This window comes from Thermoproteota archaeon, from assembly GCA_003352285.1.
In the GTDB taxonomy this organism is placed as follows: domain Archaea; phylum Thermoproteota; class Nitrososphaeria; order Nitrososphaerales; family Nitrosopumilaceae; genus PXYB01.
This window is the reverse complement of the sequence record QQVN01000004.1, coordinates 37,708-54,858: the sequence shown is the minus strand read 5'-3', so window position 1 is coordinate 54,858 and position 17,151 is coordinate 37,708. Positions and strand designations below refer to the sequence as shown.

The following is a 17,151-nucleotide window of genomic DNA, read 5'->3' as shown; positions in this document are numbered from 1 at the left end:
TAAATTTCTTTGTACCTTTACTATTATAGCTATCTTCTTCGTGCAATGATTACTATTTGTAATGCCACTATAATTCCGATGGATGCTACTATTGGAAAGAGTAATGAGTTTAATTGAACTGAAGCTTCTTCAATATTTCTTACAGAGTTTGAAACAGTAGATACACTGGTGTCAATATTCCCACTTGCTTTTTCTAATGTAGATCCAAATCCTTCAATTTCAGATTTGAGAATATTTAGCTCAGATGATGTTTCATCTAGAATTGAATTTAATTCAATTATTTGCTCAGATATTCCTTTGATATCTTGACTTAGTATAGTAGTGGCTGCAGAACCATGAGATACAGTCCCCTGATGAAAAGTTACTACATGAAACACATAAGTTCCCAATAGTTTAGGGACATAATCAACATAGTACAATCCTTGGTGTAATGTCTGAAATGAGTTGGAAAGATTTTCTACAGAACCGTTTGGTAGATGTACATGTGTAGTGGCTAATAGGTTAGTAGGTTCACCTTCTATAAGCAATCCATCGCTAGTTGTTTGAACAAAAACACGAATTGCTTCATTTCGTACACCTGTTTCAGGAACAAAGACAATTGTGTTTATTTGTCTATCAACTGGCACATCAACTAGTTCTGAAGTTGAAGTAAATTTTACATCAACTCTCTTTGAGATACCATTTTGTTCTGGACTGATTATTTCAACAGTATATGTTCCATATGGAAAGTTCGCGGAAGGAGAAGGCCAAACAAGCAATACATGATTGAATGTACCATCTTTGTCTGCCTTTATTTGATCAAAGTTTGCTATGGTTCCATCAGGGGCAAATAATCTTATGATTAAATCTTCATTTGGAGAGCCATTTCCATATGTTAAAAGTGGTTGTCCTTCTGAATACACTTTGCTATTTGTAAAAAGATTAAGATTTTCAGAGTATGAATTTTGGATTAATCCTAAGCTAAGAAAAAACATCATACCAATAATAATTAGTTTCAATTTGACATGGTTTCTCCCATCTACTAGATATTACTTCTGCTAAAATGATCCAGATATTTGTGCATAACTTTCGTTAACTGCTTATTCAAAAAAAAGAAAAAAAGGATAGTTTGATGTTTCTAGTCTTAATTTACAGTGATTGATAGTGTTTGTGGAGGTGACAATGCTGTTGGATTGGTAATGCTCTCCCATACGAAGATTGTTGCTTCATATGTTCCGGATGCACTTGGGGTCCAAGACTGTGATGGACTAAATGATTGTCCAGCAGTTAGGGATCCTTCAATCCATGACAGTGAAACTGTTACGCCGTTACCATCCTGAATCTGTACAATGTATGCAAATGATTGCTCTCTATCTTGGCCGTTTGCCAAATCAGCGGTTACTTGTACTTGTTGGTCTACGGATACACTAGATAGTGCATTGCCAAAGGCGTCAACAACTCTAGCGTTAGCAGCTGGTGCTCTCTCTAGAGGTGGTACAATTGTTCCGATGATGGAAGTGCCTGTGATATCAAGTTCGTCTGCAGTTGTGTATGGATCAGGTAGTGTATTGTCCTCATATTCTGCGGTGATTGTGTCACCTTCTGATACTCTGAGTCTGTGACCGGATGATTCATCGGTAGTAGTGAAGAACACTGTTCCCTCGAATATTCCAGTTGCCTCATTAGTTTCAGTTACAGTCAAGTCAATACCACCAGCGTCGGAGTCAGACCAGACGTCAACATCAAAGTTGTCGACTGCTTCTGGATCCAAGTTCATGTCTGGGTCAACTACGCGTACAACACCTGTACCTTTTGCTGGGTAGCTTGCTTCAAGCCACTGAACTTCACCGATATTCCATCTGATCAATGCTGATCCGACTACAGTCTCATCCTCTGAGAACTCAAAGGATACTGTAATACCATCATCATCGTCTGCTGGGAGGAATCCATCAGTTGGTCCTGCACCTGCAGATGACTTTGCTGGAGCGGTAATATCGTTAGTGCCATCACCATCGGCATCGTGAACGAAGCCGGTTAAGATAACTTCACCTGTGAAGATACCTGTGTCAGTACCTGTCTCGACTAATCTGTATCTATCAATAGAGTTGCCTCTTGTAGATACCTTGATTGGGTCTGTGGCTTTTTCACCAATTTCATCAATCAAGTCGCTGTCGAAGTTGTGATCAGGTGCGACGATGGTAATGTATACTTTATCAGTCCAAGTGTAAACTTTCTGGTCAAGTTCTACTGTTGCGCCAAAGTTGGATGTAAAGACGGTCAAGTTAATGTCCTCATCTTCTTGTCCAACATAGTCTGCACCAGATGGTCCCCAGTCAGTATATTCTAGTACAATCTCTTCACCTCTCTCTAATCTGTCGCCAGCTAGGATTTCAGGAATCTCGATGACTATCTGGAAGATACCAGTAGAGTCACCTGTTTCTCTAAAGTCAGATGGTTCTGGATCAAAGGAAGCTGCTGAGCCACCTGCATTACCCATGGATAGGGTTGCAGCGTCTGAATCCCATTCAATGAGATCAAGATCATAGGTTTCAGCAACATCATTGTCGAGGTCCCAGTCTGGTTCAATTACGGTTAAGATCATATCAGAACCAATAATGTAAACAGACTTGTCAGATTGTAATACACCATTTCTAAGGTCAAAGGTAGCAGAATCGGTTACAGTGTTTGGATCACCGGATGCATCAGTTGGGTCAGTGTATTGTACAGTGATGATATCACCTTGTAAGATACAATAGTTCTGTCCTGCTGCGGATGCAGTTGCAAATCTCATAGACTCGCCGCCTCTAGTACCGTTTGTTTGGTGCTTAAATGAGGAGGTTGTTGGACAAATTGTGCTGTCTGGGCCATCAGTGTATCTGATGACAAAGTCTAGCTCAAAGATGCCTGCGTCTGGTGCAATCTCAGTAATTGGTCCTAGTTCACTGGTTCGCAATTCTGGGCCATTCCAAGCTGTAGTATCAACTCTAACTGGTGTGTTACCAGTTGTGATCTTACCTGGTTGGGCAGTTACGTTACCAGCAGTTGCTAAGGTCAATACTTCGGCTGCTCTGGACATTGTGATTTTCACAGGGCCAGATTTGCCTGAGACTGACTGTTGGATTTTGTCTTCACCGCTTGCTGAGATATCAAAGTCTGGATCGTTTACTCTGACGTGAATTGTCAAGTCACCCTTGTTCAAGAATGCTCCAGCCTTTGTAATTGGTGTTGCAGCTGGGCTAGCAGAAGAGTTAGGTGACTGTGTAGCCAAACTAGAAACTCCTGTTGCATGAATTGGGAATATTGAGAATTCGTTAGTGTCAGATGTTCCTGTTGGAACAGTAAAGTCTGCTGGAATACCAAATGGAACTGGGTAAACAGTTCTATCTAGGCTGACTGAACCAGTGTTGGCTCTGATTCCTGCAGAATCTCCTACTTCGATTATCTCACCGGATGCGTCTCTGTAATCAACATAGTTAACTTCCATATCAGTACCTGTTACGCTTGCAGTTGTAGTATCAGAGTTACAATAGTCTGCTGGGACTTGGAAGTCACCAGTAAAGACACCGCTAGAAGCAGTTGTCTCAACTAAAGTAAATCCTGTTGCTACTAGACCTGTATCACCAGTTGGTGCACATGTTGCAGTACCATCGTTGGTTGGGTTGGTTGTCCATCTGGCATCATCGAATGTAATATCCAATAATCTACCAAATGCATCACCTTGTGAGTTTGTACCATAGCCACCAGTACCGACTGCCTGGAAGGCTGCATCAGTAATTGTGCTAACTACGGTATAGATCTCGATAGTATCTGTATCTGTGTTAAGGTCTTGGTCTTCAAGTGTTACGGTTACTGTGTCAGCAATCTTGTATGTGTTTGAATCAAATGAAACCACACCAGAGTGAGAAGGTGCTTCTTGTTGGTCAGCAATCTGTGTTGTTACACCGTCTGCTCCCAAGTCGTTATAGTTGATTCTCACTGAATCTTCATCAGTAAAGTCTTCGTTAACGATAATCTGAAGATTGTCGCTAATTGTTCGAATGGACTCATATGTTGAGGATTGGTTAGTGTTTAATTGGTTTAGCATGATATATTCAATATCACCTACAAATACACCTGTGTTATCATCAGTCTCCTCTAACTCTGCTCTGTAAATTGCATTGTTGTATCTATCTGAAAAGTCGATACCGTCATTGTCGGTACCAAACTTGAAGAAGTCAACAACTGCAGTCAAAGCAGTAGAGTTTGCGATAGTAGTTGCTCCTTGGTTAAAGACAAAGGCTACTTCTAGAGTTCCTGTGCCACCAATGGATGAATCACCAACTACTGCACCACCAGTTCCTGCGCTACCACCAGCATTTAGTCTGATTAGACCTTGTGCAGATGATGTGGCCGATTTGGTGATGTTAACTGGAACATTGCCAGCTGAACCGCCACCTGTTCCGTTTTGGATCAGAATGTGGAAGATATCAGTGGTGTTTGTTGCAGCAGTAATTGATCTAATATCGTAGTTAAAGTAGTGATAAATTGAGTTTTTTGTTCCGTTGTTTAAGAAGTCAGATAAGGTATTCATGGTTGTGCCAGTGAATGTGTAGTTAACAGCAAAGTTTGGTGAAAAGTTGTTACAACTTCTTGCATCAAATGCGTTGAATGTTGCAGTGGTGTTGAAGCAAGTTGTAATTTGTGTTCTAGCTCTTTGGCTGAATGCCTCAACTGTAGAGCTGGTTGTAATAGTTTCACCTTGGCCACTTGAGCTGGTTCCGTTATTCACGGTTACTAAAGTTGCACTTGCTGTTGTAGTTGTTGGTAGTGTAATTGGAGAACCAATCTTGATGCTTGGGATGAGTTTTACGGCTGCATTGTCTACATCCAAGTCCTCATCTGTTAGTGCATTCAAGTTTGCGTCGTTATCGGTTAAAGTAACTGCGATTCTCTCACCAGAGTTCCATTCATCGCCAACACTTGCTCCATCCATATCAATGGTTGCAAAGAAGTGTCCGACTAGACCTGAAACAAATCCTGGAGAATCATATTCTATCTCAAATGTCTGTCCTCTTTTTGCAGTTGATGCAATAATCAGATTTGCTTTGCTGTCACCAGAACCATAGTTGACAAAGGTTGCAGAGTTGCCACCTGTTTCAACAAAGTTTACTGGGAAGCTTGCAGCGGTGATTTGACCGCCAGTGCCTATTACGGCTGAACCTTTGGTTGCACCTGTTGCAGTGATAACAGTAATTGGATAGTCTTCGTTAGCTTGTAAGTCGATTTGAACTGTTCCTTGTGGGGAACGCTTGATTGCTACTAGTTCATCAAAGTGTGGGTCACCCATTGTTGGTGATTTGATACCAGAAGCATCTTTCAATGCGACTGTGTTAACAGCTCTTGCTGCACCATCTTCATCATAAACACCATAGAATATGGTCTTGTTTGAGGAAGAGGTACCAAATACCCATGTATCTTCATCAGTTGGATCAACATTCAATCCTTGGTCAGTAATTGTTACAATAACATCTGCACCCAATGGGTACTTTGTTCTGTCAAGTACTGGCTTTGACTCTACAGCATCATCTAAGAGTAGTGAAACTTGTTCAGAACCACCTGCTCTGTTATAGACGATATTCATGTTTGAGTTTTCAGCAACATCAAAGAGTTGAATGAATGGCCAAAAGTTAGTATGACGGAAGTTGATTTGTCCTGGGCCAGTTGCTGTAACGCCACTGTTGAGAGTTTCGTTCTCTCTGATGACGTTCATTACTTTTGCGCCAGAATTAGGGTTTCCAGCTAGATTGCTAGCTTTTGGAATTGCACCAGCTGTACATGCTACTAGGGTAGTTGTACCATCAGTTCCGTTGTTGGTTGCACCACCGGTAGATGTTAAGTATCTTGGTACGGCATAACCTGTTGTTGCAGACAAATCAATTCCTAGTGGAGTTGATGCGCTGTTCAAACAGAATACACCGACGTTTAGTCCAAGTCCTAAGGCTTGTGCTGTTGCGTTGGTGTTACCCAATACTGCATCCATGTTTTGCATAGATACTCTATCGGCAACATATGCATACCAAGCACCATCAGTTGCTTGTGCCATTCTAACTTTCTTACCGTTGAGTGATACATTTGGTTCACCTTTACCCTGGTCAGTGTCACTGATCAGTGGGTCGATTACAACAATCTCAATTACGTTTCCTGGACTTACCTCATTTAGTGAGTTGTGTCCTTCACCGGAAACGAAGAGGTGTGGATTGCTTTGTGTGGCTACTGCAAATGCTTCAGGAGTAACTCCTGGAATAGCAAATGTCAGTGAGCCAGCTATCATAATTGTCATTAATGTAAGACTAGTTATTTTACGTCCTATCTCGTTGTTCATGTTATTGACTTTTGGTAAAAATTTGAGTATAAAAGGCTAATGGACAATTTGTCCACAATTACTCAATTTTGTATAGAAATTTTACTCATATTTAGATTACTTTGTAAATATTTTAATTTTTATTATAATTTTTCGAAATTGATGTTCGATCATTATCATCTATTAGAGATTTTTTCATAATTTTACCCATTATTTTAAAATAATTCTATAGTAATTACGTGCTTTCAATTAATGGAATCTTCTTTCCGGTTAATCTGGAATACAATTCAATGGCATCATTTTCATCTTTTGTGCCTACAATCACTGCAGAGCCTTTCTTCATAAAGCTGACAGAGAGATCATTTGTTCGTAATGAAAGTCCAAGGTTTCCTTGATTTTCAACTAGGAATCCTTTTTCTTTTGCAGACTTTGAAATTGATTTGACATCAATATCAAACATTTGTGTAGGAGTTAATGAAAAGGTACGTTTTCCTCTATTTCGTCCACAAAGTTCTTCAATTATAATGACTTGTTTAGTTTTTTCTTCTTTTTTACCAGAACCACATACAGGACATTCTTCTGCTCTAAAAGTTCTTGTGGTAGAAAAATCCAAGTTTTCTAGATCAATATGTAAAATTTTATTTGATAAGCTTGGTTTTTTACCAATTAGGATTTTTACGGCTTCTGCAACTTCAATGCCACCAACTATAGACAGTATAGAGGGATGCACCCCTTCAATGCTACAGGTGGGCATGGTATCTTCATCGAGTGCTGGAAACATACAATGATAACAAGCAGTTTCTTTTGGAAGTATTGTAAATACTTGTCCAGAAACGCCAACAGCTGCACCAGTTACAAATGGAATGTTATTTTCAATGCAGGCTTTGTTTAATGCATATCGTGCATTGACACTATCGAGTGCATCAATTACTATGTCACAACCTTCAATAATTTCTGAAGCATTATAATCATTAACAGAAACAGCTAATGCTTCAATGTTAACACCCGAATTAAGTTTCTTTAATTTTTTTGCAGCAGCTTCTACTTTAATTTCACCTACATCAGATTCATCAAATAGTGTTTGCCGATGCAAATTGGAAAATTCGATTATATCCCTATCAACTATTCGGATTTTACCAACACCCATTGCAACTAGTCTAGTAGTGATTGGATTTCCTAATCCTCCAACACCAACAACACAGACTTTAGCATTACAAAGTTTAATCTGTCCTTGGTAACCTATCTCTTCAAGCATTACCTGTCGTGAATATCTATCAAGATCTTCATTTGATAATTCCGAGCCACCAGCAACGGCAGGTAGGATATAGATCTCATCTCCATCCTTTAGTGTGGTGTTCATTCCGTCTGAGAATTTTGCATTTTTACCATTGATGTAAATGTTAATCAGGGAGCGAGGAGTTCCATCATCGTTTAGTATACGTCGCTTAAAGTCATCACCCATGGTCTCGGAAATTTTGGAAAATGCATCAGATAGAGTATCTGCAGATATTTCGATTTTTTTTTCTCCCCCACCTTGGTTTAGTACTGAAGGAATGGTAAATGTTAGACTAGACATGCTACTTTACTACCGCGGAAATCTTTGCAACATCTGCTTGCATTACTTGTGGTTTTGGCAACACTTCCATTAGTGATTCAGTGGCTTTTAATCCATTGCCAGTGACATAACATATGGTAGTATCATTTTTATCAATTTTGCCTTCGTCTACTAATTTTTTCAATACCGCAACAGACACGCCACCAGCAGGTTCTGTAAAAATTCCTTCAGTTTTTGCAAGCAATAGTATTGCATCAAGAATTTCTTTGTTGTTTGATTCTTCTGCAAAACCATTGTATTGTTTCAATCGTTTCAGGACATAACGGCCATCACCTGGATCACCAATTGCCAAACTTTTTGCGATTGTATCAGGTTGTTCTACTGGAGTAACTTCATTGCTTTTTTTCTTAAATGCAGTGACAATCGGCGCGCAACCTGTTGGTTGTGCAGCAACCATATGCATGTTAGAAACATTGTTCAATAATGAAATATTTTGTAATTCTTCAAATCCCTTACATATTGCATTAAGCATTGCACCGCTACCTACTGGAACCACTAGTTGATCAGGTACCTGCCAACCTAGTTGTTCTGCAACTTCATATGCCAGTGTTTTCGAGCCTTCGACATAGTATGAACGCATATTGATGTTAACAATTCCAATACCTTTGCTATCACCAATTTGTGCTGCAATTCTGTTAGCATCATCATATGTACCATCAACTGCAATAAAGTTTGCACCATACGATAGTGCTTGTGCAATCTTTGGTATCTCAATGTCACTTGGTGCAAAAATATGACATGGAAATCCACCTTTTGCAGCATGAGCTGCAGTAGCAGAAGCTAGATTACCAGTTGATGCGCAGCCAACTGCAGATAATCCAAATTCTTTTGATTTTGATACTGCAATACCGGCAGGTCTGTCTTTAAATGAAAATGTAGGGTTAACAGAGTCATTTTTTATGTAAAGTTTGTTAAGTCCTAGTTCTTTGCCAAGCTTTTCTGCTCTAACTAGAGGAGTCATACCAGCATCAATACTGATAATGTTTGATTTTTCTAAAATCGGTAATAATTCAAAGTAACGCCAATAAGTATGCTCTCTGTTTGAAAATGTGTCTTTGTTGACTTTGGGAAAATCATATTTTACATCTAGAGGTCCAAAACAGTCTTCACAAATATACTTGAAAGTAGGTTCGTAGTGCTTTTTACATTCTCTACATTCTAGGGAAATCCTCATGATCGTTCTACTCTTGTATAGTATTGATAAAAAATCCTAATATCAAGTTAAGTATTACTTAATTTTATAGGCATAAAAATTAAGTAAGATGATTACGACCTAATTATAATAAAAAATATTTTTATTCAAAAAAGAATATTAACTGAAACTCAAGATTAAAGACCGAAATGAAAAAAGCAATTGCTATCGGTGCTGGTGTAATTATTGTGATAAGCATAATTATTGCCATTCTTGTATCTGAGGAAAAAACAGAAAATATTCCGCAAGTAATGATTGAAGAACCAGAATGGAATAGTTCAGGACCATTTGCAATAAATAAAGAAGTTTACAAAGTGGGAGAAAAAGTATTCATTTCAATTCAAGGATTACAATCAAACGATATTGGGAAAGTAGATTTTCTAACGCCTGAAGGAATAAGAGCGCATTCAATACTATTTGATGGTAGACAAAAATCAGGATTCAATCAATATTATGAACCAGATACATCACCATATACAGGAATTTACGATCCACAACAGCTAATTGGCAACTGGACTCTGGTGTTTAATGGAACAAACTATGCTCCGATTAAATTTGAAATTATAGACGAATGGATACGTGGTGCTGAAGCTGAGATAAAACCAATCAAAAGACCAGGTACTGAATTAGTAGGTCCCTCAGTTAATGGAACTGATTAATCTTTTTTCAAAGAATTATGAAAGCAGTTTTTTTCACCAGTGTGACATGCAGGTCCTGATGGCTCTACAAGATAAATAATAGCATCGTGATCACAATCAACAAGTATTTGTTTTACTGCTTGTGTATTACCAGATTCTTCACCTTTCATCCAAAGTTTTTTCCTTGATCTGCTCCAGAACCATGACTTGCCAGTTTTTTTTGTTAACTCTAATGATTCCTTGTTAGAATATGCCAAAGTCAAAACCTCACGAGTATTTGCGTCTTGAACTATAACTGGAACAAGGCCACCATCTTTTTGAAAATCAATCTCTTCAATTGTTTTTTCCATTGTATCATTACTCCAGTATTGTTTATAATCTTACAGGAATATTATTTTCTTTTAAAACAGATTTTACTCCTTTTACACCATGTGTATTATAGTGAAATATTGAAGCTGCTAATGCTGCATCCACGTTTGATTTTTGAAAGATTTCAGTCATATCTTCAGGCTTTCCGCATCCCCCACTTGCAATTACAGGTATGGATACAGAATTTACTATGTTACTTGTTAGAACTATGTCATAACCATCTTTTGTTCCGTCTTTATCAATACTAGTTAGAAGAATTTCTCCCGCGCCAAGTTCTTGAGATTTTTTTGCCCATTCAATGGCGTCAATTCCAGTCTCTTTCTTTCCACCAAAGATGAAAACTTCAAACCAAAACTTTTTTCCTTCCTCAGAAAAAATATTTTTAGCTTTTGTGATGTCATAATTTCTTTTGGCATCAATTGCTACTACGACACACTGTCTTCCAAAGAGTTTCATTAATTCAGTAATTACTGTTGGATTCTTTATGGCTCCGGTATTAAGTGCCACTTTGTCAGCACCACTAAGTAGAATATCTCTGGCATGTTGTAATGTGTTAACTCCACCACCTACAGTAAATGGAATATCAATAACTTTGGCAACTTTTGATACCAATGACTTAATCGTTTCACGTTTTTCTTCAGATGCTGTAATATCAAGAAAAATTAGCTCATCAGCTCCTTCATCACTATACTTTTTAGCTAACTCGACAGGATCTCCTGCATCCTTTATTGATTCAAAATTTAGTCCTTTAACTACTCTTCCGTTTGCGACATCAAGACATGGTATGACCCTTTTTGTTAATGTCATAGTTTTTTTGCCTCCTCAATAGTGATTTGATTTTCGTATAACGCCTTACCTAGAATCACTCCGAATGCATTTTTTGCCTTTACTAATTTGACATCATTAATGTTGGAGATTCCTCCGCTTGCGATAATGTTGGCATCTTTTAAGGAGCAAACTTTCTCTAAATAATTCAGATCGGGTCCTTGCATTGTTCCATCTCTGCTAACATTTGTTACCAAAAATTCAGAAAATCCCATATTCAAAAAGTCTTTTACTGCATTGATCAAATTAATGTCAGTGTTTGTTTGCCAACCATTAACCGTAATTTTTCCATCAAGATGATCTGCAGAGATAACAATTTTTTCTTTGCCAAATTTTTCTAATAATGATTTCAAAGTTTTTTTTTCTTTGAAAGCCAAGGTACCCAAAACAACTCTAGGTGAAAATTCCAATACTTGTTGAATGATTGATTCATCTCTTAATCCACCTGCAACTTCAAATGGTATAGATAATTTACTTGCCATTTCTTCTATGATAGAAATGTTGGAACCTCTTCCAAGTGTTGCATCAAGGTCTACAATATGCAACATGTCTGCACCGGCATTTTCCCATTTTTTGGAAATTTCATTTGGATTATCACTATAGATGGTTTTTTGATTAGGATCCCCTTTGTACAAGCGTACAACTTTGCCATCCATTAGATCTATTGCGGGGATTATCTTCACTTTTGGCACTCTCTAAGAAAATTTTTGATCATGATTCTTCCTACGGCACCAGATTTTTCGGGATGAAATTGCGTACCAAAGAAATTATCCTGCTCTATTACCGCTGGAACTTTAATTCCATAATCAGCATTTGCTGCTATAACATCATCTGATGCAGGTTTTGCCCTATACGAATGTACAAAGTACACCCATGCTCCATCATCAACCCCCTCTAAAATTGTACTATGTTTTTTTATCTCCAAACTGTTCCAACCCATATGTGGCACTTTCATGGTATTTGGAAGTACGATAACTTCACCATCAATTACGCCTAATCCTTCTTCCTTTCCTTCTTCACTCTTTGAGAAAAACATCTCCATTCCAAGACAAATTCCAAGTACTGGAATCTTTTCCTTTACATAATCCTGAAAATCAGTCTTTGAATTTTCTGTAATGCTTTTAATTGCGGGATCAAAGTTACCTACTCCAGGAAGTAAGATTCCAGAATATTCTTTGGATTTATCAAAGCTTGTAATAACATCAACGTTTGCATTATTTTTTTCTAAAGAGTTTTTCAGGCTGAAAATATTTCCAGCGCCGTAATCAAATATTGCTACTTTAACCATTACATAGAACCTTTAGTACTGGGAATTCCTTTCTGTTTTTTATCTTTTGAGGATGCCGTTCTAAATGCAACTGCAAGTGATTTCATTGCAGCTTCGACTTTGTGATGGTCATTATCTCCATACTTTACAGTAAGGTGAATACAGCAGTTAAGATTCTGCAATAATGATTGGAAAAAGTGCTCAATGTCCTCACGTGATATGTCTTCAACTTTTGTACGCTTCATTGTCAGATTCAGATTATAGAATGGTCTTTTAACCAAATCAATTGAAGCCTCTGCTAAGGATTCATCCATAGGTACTGATGCATAGCTAAATCTTGTAATACCTGAACGATTTCCAAGTGCTTTGTCTATTGCAGAACCAATCGTGATTGCAGTATCTTCAATTAGGTGGTGTGTAATTTTATCATTAGATTTTGCATTAACTTTAAGATCCATCATTGAGTGTTTTCCAAATGCAACAATCAAATGATCAAGAAAATTGATTCCTGTCTTGATATTCGTTTTTCCTGTTCCATCAAGATTCACACTGACAGAAACATCAGTCTCTTTTGTTGAACGCTTGATTGTACTTTTTCTAGAACCCATAACAGTTTAGTGTTTAGCCTCAGACCAGATTTAATACCTTCGGAAGAAGATGTATGGAATCCAATGCTAAGGGCACATTATTTTTCTCAAATAATTCCAATTTTGCTGTTGGATTTTTGCTGGTACCAATAATACCACAAAAAGTGGTTTTCCTGCCTAAATCATTGACTTTTTTTGCCATGATATAGTCCTCCATAGAGTCACCAACATACAAGCAATGTACAGAATCCAATCCCCTAATGCATCTATAGAGAGGCTCAGGATTAGGTTTTGCCAACTCACGTGATTCGTCTTCAAGAAATATTGAATTTTTTAGATCAAATTCTTGCAAGAGATTCTTTAGGGAATATCTGATAGACTCCAAACCTCTCCCAGTTGTGATTGCAATTTTATTTTTTAATTTATTTTTTAAGATAGATAATAGTTCTTTTGAAACAATAATTTTGTCATTCTCAATAAGACCTGATTCAGAGAATTCAGATTTCTTTCCAAAAAGTTTCTGATAAAGTTGTGGACCGTAAAAGAGTTGATCAAATATTGTATAAAGAATGCTATCTCTGTCATTACCGGGATAATTTAATTTATTTTTCAAATCAGAGACATCAAATGTTTTACTAAGAAATTTTTCAACAGAGGATATACCGGTTGGGCCAGCATTTTCAATTACTTGATTGATTAACTCAAGTTGATCTTTTTTTAATTTTTCAGAAACAGCTATCGTTAGAATTACAGCATAAGAAAGATCTACCTCATCATTAAAACCGCCTGTTGATTTGAATCCATCAATTATTTCAGGAGTAATGGATATCGGATTGGTAATTCCATAAAATTTTTTCAAAACAAATTTTGTTGTCTTGTCTATTGCAAGATCATATGATAAAGTAATATCAATTAATACGCCATCACAGTCAAAGATTATTGCATCAACATTTGAAAGATCTTTTAGAACATCTCTATTTGCAAATATTCCATCAGATACTTTTTCTAATTTCATCCTAAAAGATCACGTATAGCTAATAAAAATTTAGAATTCATATCTTTTGTTCCTATTGTAACTCTCAAGCATCCAGGGTGATCCCCTATCTTTCCAAGTTTTCTAATTGAGATTCCTTGTTCAACAAGTGCGGTGAAGACTCGTTTGTCAGCTCCTTTTGCATCAAATAGAATGAAGTTTGCTTTAGAGTTGAAAACCTCAAAGGCATCATACTTTTTCAAGTTATCAAGGATTCTTTTTCTCTCAGATTGGACCAATTTTGCTGCATCCTTCATGTATTTTGCTTTCTCCAAGGCAGAAATTCCAGCCTCTATGGCAATTGAATTAATTGGATATGGATACTGTATTACGCGATTGAATACATCAGTGAATTTCTTATTCGCAATAAAATAGCCTAAACGTAATCCTGCTAACCCAAAAGCCTTTGAAAATGTCTGTACAACTATGAGATTTTGATATTTTTTTGTTAGATTTGCAATGGAGTAATCAGCAAATTCAACGTATGCCTCATCAATTATTACTAGTCCATTGAAATTTTTGATTAATTTTTCTGCATCCTGCTTGGAAAACTGAAAACCAGTAGGATTATTTGGTGAATCAAGATACAAGATATCTGAATTTTTTGATTTTTCCAAGAATTTTTCAAGATTCAGAGTCATGTTTTTTGAGAAAGGAATTTTGATAGTAGGTATAGAAAATAGTTTACAGCGCTCTTCAAAAAATCCAAAGGTTGGATCAGATGTAAGAACTTTGGTTTGTTTTGATGCAAAGTTTGCAAGAATTAAGTCAAGTATTTGATCAGAGCCATTGCCAACTCCAATCATACTAGTTGGAATCTTTAGATATTTTGATAAAGCTTGGATTAATCTTTCTGTTCCACCAAGAGGATATTCCCGTATATCAGAAGTCTTTTTTGCAGTATTGATAAGATCGTTTTGAAGTTGCTTTGGAATTACAAAGTTTTCATTTGAGTCAAGCTTTAATGTGTCTTGAAATTTTTCAGGCTTTTGATATCCTGATTGTTTTGCAAACTCTTTAATTTTATTTTCAAACCAGTTTTGTTTCATTTCAATCTACTCTCTACAGCATTATAGTGATTAGATAACCCTTCTGTATCGGTAAAAGCTTTCATTGATTTTGATATCTTTTTCAATGCAGATTTAGTTGCTTCAACTGTAGTGGATATTTTTAGAAAATCCATCACAGATAGTGAGCCCCTTGTTCTTCCAAAACCACTAGTAGGTAAGATGTGATTTGAGCCTAGAAGGTAATCACTAGCAGAAGATGGTGATTCATTACCTATCAAAACTAGTCCTGGTGCTTTGATCTTTTCTGCAAGTTTTTTAGAATCTTTTGTCATTATTTCAAGGTGTTCAGGTGCAAGACTATTGGCAAGAATCACTATGTCATCTTTCGATTGACATACTCCAATAAAGCCATTTTTTTGGAGACTAGACTTTACAATGTTTGCTCGTGGAACAGATTTTATTTTTTCTGTGACTAATTGATTGATTTTTTTTCCAACTGTATTAGAGGTTGTTAGCACATAACAAAAAGTATCTATGCTATGTTCTGCTTGGGAAATAAGATCGTCTACTACAAGATCAATTTTGGAAGAATCATCTACAATTATTCCAAGTTCAGTTGGCCCAGCATTCATATCAATTGATGTTCGTTCACTAAGAATTGATTTTGCCATTGTAACAAATATACCGCCGGGTCCAACGATTTTATCAACCGGTTTTATTGATTTTGTTCCGTAGGATAATGCTGCAATTGCTTGAGCCCCACCTATCCTAAAAATCTCTGAGGCACCACAGATATCTGCAGATACTACAGTCATTGGATCTATTTTTCCTGTGGCATCGGGTGGAGATACCACTACAATTCTCTTTACACCTGCAATCTTTGCTGGAATAATCGACATTATTGCAGAGCTAGGATACCTTGCCATTCCACCAGGAACGTAACATCCAACATTGTTGATTGGAGTAAATGACTTGGATATCTTTACACCATCTACGTTTATTGTAAAATTCTTTAGAATAGATTTTAGTTTAGATTCTGATCTAGATAATCGATTTTTTGCAGTTTTGATTGCAAGTATCTCTTCTTTTGAAAGTCTAGAGTATGCATTTTGTATTTCAGATTTTGTAACACGCAATGATGCAGATTTTGTTTTGTTGAATTTTTTTTCATATTTTTTTATCGCAGCATCTCCGTTTTTTTGTACATCAGATATGATTGATTCTACGATCTTTTTGTTCTGCTTGGATTGTTTTGGTCGTATTTTTTCAGAAAATGTATCTACATTACGAATTTGAATGATTCTCATCAATTCTCTTCGTCACGTTTTATCTCCTCAAGTTCCAGAATTTGTCTTGGTTCATGGACTACAAGCCCCTGTGCAATCTTACGTAGTTTTGGAATTAACTTGTGATATTCTGACTTTAGAATTATAGTGTTTACTCCGAACCAACCTTCATCACTAAGTGGACTAATTGTTGGCCTCTTTAAGGCAGGTATCTCCTTTAGTAGTTTGTCTAGATTCTTCTCTTCTACATTAAGATAGATATGCAAATATTTCTTGCCATGTACTGCTCCTCTCAACAATGTAACAATATCAAATATCTTTTCACGTTTTTTTGGATCCTTTAGTGATTGTTTGTTTACAATCAAGTGTGCTGTTGATTCTAGAACTTGATCTACAATCTTAAGATTATTCTGTGTTAGAGTGGTTCCGGTTTCAGTGACATCCATTATTGCATCAACATCTTCAGGTGGTTTTGCTTCTGTTGCACCAAATGATAAATGAATTTGAACATTTTTGTTTGTTCCTAATCGGACCCATGGTGTAACAATTAAGGGATCCTTATTTCCAAAGAATTTCTTGTATGATTTACATTCTTTGATAAATTTTGACGCAGTCATAAGATACTCTGATGAAATTCTTAGAATCTTTTTCTTTTTTGCATAATCAGCAATCATTGAATCAAGATTTTTGTATTTGTAATTATCTGGAAATGCAATTACAAGCTTAATTCTTCCATACTCTAAATCTAAAATTTGCTCTACATCTGCTTTGGTTTCCCCTACCCAGTCTTTACCAGTGATTCCTACATCATAGAGTCCTTCAGAAACCATTGTTGGAATTTCTTGAGGGCGAAGCATCTTCACAGTAATCTTTGGATCATCAAGGTATACCCTATAGGTACGATTTTTTCGATTTACTTTAGTCCAAGATCTTTGCAATAATGCAAAGGTTGCTTCCTCTAAGCTTCCTTTTGGAATGGCAAATTTTACTGACATTTTGACTCTCTTACC

The 17,151-nt window shown here is 36.8% G+C and carries 14 protein-coding genes; 1 reads left to right on the top strand and 13 read right to left on the bottom strand.

Going from position 1 to position 17,151, the window contains the following annotated elements; genetic code table 11:
• Positions 1 to 29 precede the first annotated feature (29 nt).
• The 4 genes from DWQ18_05565 to DWQ18_05550 all read right to left on the bottom strand — a co-directional run bounded on the left by DWQ18_05565 (position 30) and on the right by DWQ18_05550 (position 9,111).
• On the bottom strand, positions 30 to 977 hold the full coding sequence (locus DWQ18_05565; GenBank protein ID RDJ33634.1) for a methyl-accepting chemotaxis protein: 948 nt from the start codon (positions 975 to 977) through the stop codon (positions 30 to 32).
• A 146-nt stretch (positions 978 to 1,123) separates the two neighbouring features.
• Positions 1,124 to 6,340 (bottom strand): hypothetical protein, encoded by a 5,217-nt coding sequence (locus DWQ18_05560; protein ID RDJ33517.1) that lies wholly within the window; start codon positions 6,338 to 6,340, stop codon positions 1,124 to 1,126.
• Between the two features lie 214 nt (positions 6,341 to 6,554).
• Entirely contained in the window at positions 6,555 to 7,895 is a 1,341-nt protein-coding gene (locus DWQ18_05555) for a 4-methyl-5(B-hydroxyethyl)-thiazole monophosphate biosynthesis protein (protein ID RDJ33516.1), read from the bottom strand.
• Between the two features lies 1 nt (position 7,896).
• Positions 7,897 to 9,111, bottom strand: a complete 1,215-nt coding sequence (locus DWQ18_05550; protein ID RDJ33515.1) for a threonine synthase — start codon at positions 9,109 to 9,111, stop codon at positions 7,897 to 7,899.
• A 164-nt stretch (positions 9,112 to 9,275) separates the two neighbouring features.
• On the opposite strand from DWQ18_05550, the gene DWQ18_05545 reads away from it, so the two are divergent.
• Complete coding sequence (locus DWQ18_05545; GenBank protein ID RDJ33514.1) at positions 9,276 to 9,785, top strand: hypothetical protein; 510 nt, start codon at positions 9,276 to 9,278, stop codon at positions 9,783 to 9,785.
• On the opposite strand, the gene DWQ18_05540 is transcribed toward DWQ18_05545, so the two are convergent.
• The 9 genes from DWQ18_05540 to hisG are packed head-to-tail and all read right to left on the bottom strand — an operon-like array spanning position 9,782 to position 17,136.
• A complete protein-coding gene (locus DWQ18_05540) occupies positions 9,782 to 10,114 on the bottom strand; it encodes a phosphoribosyl-AMP cyclohydrolase (protein RDJ33513.1) in 333 nt (110 codons plus the stop codon). The two genes, DWQ18_05545 and DWQ18_05540, sit on opposite strands and share 4 nt — an antisense overlap.
• Positions 10,115 to 10,136: 22 nt before the next feature.
• The gene (locus DWQ18_05535; protein ID RDJ33512.1) at positions 10,137 to 10,940 is read right to left on the bottom strand and encodes an imidazole glycerol phosphate synthase subunit HisF; all 804 of its coding nucleotides are present in this window, start codon (positions 10,938 to 10,940) and stop codon (positions 10,137 to 10,139) included.
• Positions 10,937 to 11,641 carry a 1-(5-phosphoribosyl)-5-[(5-phosphoribosylamino)methylideneamino]imidazole-4-carboxamide isomerase gene (gene hisA, locus DWQ18_05530; GenBank protein RDJ33632.1) on the bottom strand — a complete coding sequence of 235 codons (705 nt, stop codon included), beginning with the start codon at positions 11,639 to 11,641 and terminating at the stop codon, positions 10,937 to 10,939. Before hisA ends, DWQ18_05535 begins: the two co-directional genes overlap by 4 nt.
• Positions 11,638 to 12,246 (bottom strand): imidazole glycerol phosphate synthase subunit HisH, encoded by a 609-nt coding sequence (gene hisH / locus DWQ18_05525; protein RDJ33511.1) that lies wholly within the window; start codon positions 12,244 to 12,246, stop codon positions 11,638 to 11,640. Before hisH ends, hisA begins: the two co-directional genes overlap by 4 nt.
• Positions 12,246 to 12,833 (bottom strand): imidazoleglycerol-phosphate dehydratase HisB, encoded by a 588-nt coding sequence (locus DWQ18_05520; GenBank protein RDJ33510.1) that lies wholly within the window; start codon positions 12,831 to 12,833, stop codon positions 12,246 to 12,248. The genes hisH and DWQ18_05520 overlap by 1 nt, the downstream gene beginning before the upstream one ends.
• A gap of 19 nt (positions 12,834 to 12,852) precedes the next feature.
• The gene (locus DWQ18_05515; GenBank protein ID RDJ33509.1) at positions 12,853 to 13,827 is read right to left on the bottom strand and encodes an HAD family hydrolase; all 975 of its coding nucleotides are present in this window, start codon (positions 13,825 to 13,827) and stop codon (positions 12,853 to 12,855) included.
• Positions 13,824 to 14,894: a histidinol-phosphate transaminase gene (hisC, locus tag DWQ18_05510; GenBank protein RDJ33508.1), complete on the bottom strand. Its 1,071-nt coding sequence runs from the start codon at positions 14,892 to 14,894 to the stop codon at positions 13,824 to 13,826. The genes DWQ18_05515 and hisC overlap by 4 nt, the downstream gene beginning before the upstream one ends.
• Complete coding sequence (hisD, locus tag DWQ18_05505) at positions 14,891 to 16,162, bottom strand: histidinol dehydrogenase (GenBank protein RDJ33507.1); 1,272 nt, start codon at positions 16,160 to 16,162, stop codon at positions 14,891 to 14,893. Before hisD ends, hisC begins: the two co-directional genes overlap by 4 nt.
• Positions 16,162 to 17,136 (bottom strand): ATP phosphoribosyltransferase, encoded by a 975-nt coding sequence (gene hisG, locus DWQ18_05500; GenBank protein RDJ33506.1) that lies wholly within the window; start codon positions 17,134 to 17,136, stop codon positions 16,162 to 16,164. The genes hisD and hisG overlap by 1 nt, the downstream gene beginning before the upstream one ends.
• Positions 17,137 to 17,151: the final 15 nt, after the last annotated feature.

Excerpts from the sequence above, each read along its gene's own strand:
- hisD (RDJ33507.1), bottom strand. The coding sequence starts at position 16,162 with ATGAGAATCATTCAAATTCGTAATGTAGATACATTTTCTGAAAAAATA.
- DWQ18_05520 (RDJ33510.1), bottom strand. The coding sequence starts at position 12,833 with ATGGGTTCTAGAAAAAGTACAATCAAGCGTTCAACAAAAGAGACTGAT.
- DWQ18_05555 (RDJ33516.1), bottom strand. The coding sequence starts at position 7,895 with ATGTCTAGTCTAACATTTACCATTCCTTCAGTACTAAACCAAGGTGGG.
- DWQ18_05515 (RDJ33509.1), bottom strand. The coding sequence starts at position 13,827 with ATGAAATTAGAAAAAGTATCTGATGGAATATTTGCAAATAGAGATGTT.
- DWQ18_05540 (RDJ33513.1), bottom strand. The coding sequence starts at position 10,114 with ATGGAAAAAACAATTGAAGAGATTGATTTTCAAAAAGATGGTGGCCTT.
- hisG (RDJ33506.1), bottom strand. The coding sequence starts at position 17,136 with ATGTCAGTAAAATTTGCCATTCCAAAAGGAAGCTTAGAGGAAGCAACC.
- DWQ18_05545 (RDJ33514.1), top strand. The coding sequence starts at position 9,276 with ATGAAAAAAGCAATTGCTATCGGTGCTGGTGTAATTATTGTGATAAGC.
- DWQ18_05535 (RDJ33512.1), bottom strand. The coding sequence starts at position 10,940 with ATGACATTAACAAAAAGGGTCATACCATGTCTTGATGTCGCAAACGGA.
- hisH (RDJ33511.1), bottom strand. The coding sequence starts at position 12,246 with ATGGTTAAAGTAGCAATATTTGATTACGGCGCTGGAAATATTTTCAGC.
- DWQ18_05560 (RDJ33517.1), bottom strand. The coding sequence starts at position 6,340 with ATGAACAACGAGATAGGACGTAAAATAACTAGTCTTACATTAATGACA.
- hisC (RDJ33508.1), bottom strand. The coding sequence starts at position 14,894 with ATGAAACAAAACTGGTTTGAAAATAAAATTAAAGAGTTTGCAAAACAA.
- DWQ18_05565 (RDJ33634.1), bottom strand. The coding sequence starts at position 977 with ATGATGTTTTTTCTTAGCTTAGGATTAATCCAAAATTCATACTCTGAA.